Source organism: Aquifex sp., from assembly GCF_056494385.1.
Genome location: NZ_JBSLZM010000102.1, coordinates 1 through 2,800 on the forward strand (window position 1 = coordinate 1; position 2,800 = coordinate 2,800).

3 protein-coding genes are annotated in these 2,800 nt (G+C 46.1%); all 3 read right to left on the reverse strand.

Annotated features, from left to right (window positions below; all coding sequences use genetic code 11):
* The coding region (locus ACWB1W_RS07880) for a 5'-3' exonuclease (protein WP_479370823.1) at positions 1-848 on the reverse strand (848 nt) is incomplete at its 3' end.
* Positions 845-2,287: an RtcB family protein gene (locus ACWB1W_RS07885; protein ID WP_479370824.1), complete on the reverse strand. Its 1,443-nt coding sequence runs from the start codon at positions 2,285-2,287 to the stop codon at positions 845-847. The genes ACWB1W_RS07880 and ACWB1W_RS07885, both read right to left, overlap by 4 nt.
* Positions 2,288-2,290: 3 nt before the next feature.
* The coding region (locus tag ACWB1W_RS07890) for an SLC13 family permease (RefSeq protein ID WP_479370825.1) at positions 2,291-2,800 on the reverse strand (510 nt) is incomplete at its 5' end.

The window sequence follows — 2,800 nt, forward strand, 5'->3', positions numbered from 1 at the left end:
CTGTGTTTAAATATCTTGTCAACTTCTGGAAGTAAACTTTTCATCTCAAGTTCCTTTAGCTTTTCCTTTAGTTTATTTATGTCTCCGTCTCTTACCTTTAGGTCCTCTTCCTTAACATCAAGACCGAGGTCAGTATATAGTTTTACGAGTCTGTAGGAAAGCTCAAGTTCTTCCTTTGAGGCGTTGGGAAACTTCTTCCTGAAAGTTTCCCAATTTTTCAGAATGTTTTCAACACTCCCGAACTCCTTAAGTAGAGCTACGGCTATCTTTGGACCTACACCTTTAACGCCGGGAACGTTATCAACCTTGTCTCCGACGAGGGCAAGATAATCGGGTATCTTTTCGGGACTTACGCCGAACTTCTTTATAACTTCACCCTTTGTAAACATTTCGTTGTTCATAGGGTTTATGACTATTACGTTTTCCGAAACAAGTTGAAGGAGGTCCTTATCGGGGGAGTATATCTTTACCTTAAAACCTTTTCCGGAAAACTTCCCAGCAAGGTATGCTATAACGTCGTCCGCCTCGTAGCCGGGAACCTCAATAACGGGTATTCCCGCAATCCTGAGTATTTCCTTTATAACGGGTATTTGAACCTTTAAAGGGTCAGGGGTTTTAGGTCTTTGCTTTTTATACTCTGAGTAAATCTTCTCCCTCTTTGTCTTTGCGGGAGCGTCAAATACAACAACGAGATACCGGGGATTCTCCCTTTTCATGAGAGCGAAAAGCATTCTGAGGAAACCGTATATAGCGTTTGTTGGAAATCCCCCGCTCGTTGAGAGTTTGGGTAGAGCAAAGAAACTCCTGTAAACGAAAGAAGAACCGTCAAGTATATGGAGAACCTTCATCCTTTCAGTGTTCCGAGGGGTTTTAGTTTTGCCACAGCTTTTGCTATACCTAGTTCGTCTATTACTCTAACAACCTCCGTAACGTCCTTATAAGCTTGTGGTATTTCCTCCATTATGGTTCCCTTTCCCCTTGCCACAACTACAAGGTTTCCTATAACCTTCTCAAGCCCTACCTCTTTGACGAACTTCTTTGCCTGCCTTCTTGACATAACCCTTCCGGCTCCGTGGCAGGCGGTGCCGAAGGACATTTCCATAGATTTAGGCTGACCGACGAGGAGGAAGGATGCCCTTCCCATATCCCCGGGAATTATAACGGGCTGTCCTATATCCCTGTAAGCCGGTGGAACCTCGGGGTTGTAAGGGGGAAATGCCCTTGTTGCTCCCTTTCTGTGAACTATAACCTCAACCTCCCTACCGTTTATCCTGTGCTTCTCAACTTTTCCTATGTTGTGGGCGTGGTCGTATATTAGTCTGTATCCGAACTCCTCCCAGGATATTCCGAGGAACTTCCTTATAGTGTTTGCTGTTTTAAAGCCGAGAATCTGCCTGTTTGCAAAGGCGTAATTTGCAGCGGCGTTCATAGCCTTAAAGTAGTCCTGTCCCTCGGGAGAAGAGAAGGGCATACACGCAAGCTGAGGGTCAGGTAGCTTTATCTTATACTTATCTCTCACCTTCAGAGCTATTCTCAGGTAATCGGTGCACACCTGGTGTCCGAACCCCCTTGAACCCGAGTGAACCATTATCACGACCTGACCTTCCCATATACCGAGTTTCCGGGCTGCCTCATCGTCGTAAATCGCCTCAACCGCTTGTATTTCAACAAAGTGGTTACCGCTACCGACCGTTCCGAGCTCGTCAGAACCCCTTGCATATGCCTCGTTGGAAGCTTTATCGGGGTCGGCATTGGGAAGTGCTCCGAAACCCTCTATGTGTTGTAAATCCTCAGGGAATCCAAAGCCGTAATCAATAGCCCACCCGGCTCCCCTTACGAGAACCTCCTTCATCTGGGATTTTGATAGCTTTATATTACTTGTTGACCCGACACCCGCGGGAACGTTCCTGAGAACTTCCTTCATTATCTCTTTTATTCTCGGAATTATATCAACAGCCTTTAAGTTCGTCGCTATCAATCTAACACCGCAGTTTATGTCGTATCCTATAGAACCGGGACTGATTATTCCCGTCTTCGTGTGGGTAGCCATTACACCCCCCACGGGAAATCCGTATCCCACGTGAACGTCCGGCATGACGTATATAGCTTTCTGAACACCCGGAAGTGTCGCGGCATTTGCGGCCTGCCTTATTGCATCCTCCTCAAGCTGCTCAAATAAGGGCTCACTCAGGTAAAGTATTACGGGAACTTTTTGTCCTTCAATTGTCTCCTTGGGAAGCTCCCATATGTATTTATCCTTCCTGATAAGCTTCTCCTTGAGACCCATTTCTCAACCCCCCACGTAAACGGTGAAGAATAGGGCTAGGACTACGCTGAACACTAAGTTAAGTATAAACCCTACTTCCATCATATTAGTCTGTTTAATATAGCCCGTTCCGTAAACTATAGCGTTCGGCGGAGTTGCAACGGGAAGCATAAATGCACAGGAAGCCGCAACAGCCGCGGGTATAACAAGGAGTTCCGGAGGCTTTCCGAGTCCCTGAGCTGTTGAGAGTAGTATAGGGGCTAAGAGTGCTGTCGTTGCGGTGTTACTCATAAGTTCCGTTAAAAATATTACGAATAGAACGACTGCGAGTATAAAGAAAAAAGTCGGAAGTCCGTCAAGAACGTTTATAAGCTTTTGGGAGATGAACTTTGCGGTTCCCGTCATCTTCATTATCCCGCTAAGGGCGATACCACCTCCGAAGAGGAGAAGCGTTCCCCAAGAAACACCCCTGTTTATATCTTTCCAGTCAAGGAGTCTGAAAATAACGAGGGCTATAACCGCAAGAAGAGCTAT

What these genes read in the sequence shown, in the direction of transcription:
- ACWB1W_RS07885 (WP_479370824.1), bottom strand. Translation starts at nt 2,287, where the DNA reads ATGGGTCTCAAGGAGAAGCTTATCAGGAAGGATAAATACATATGGGAG.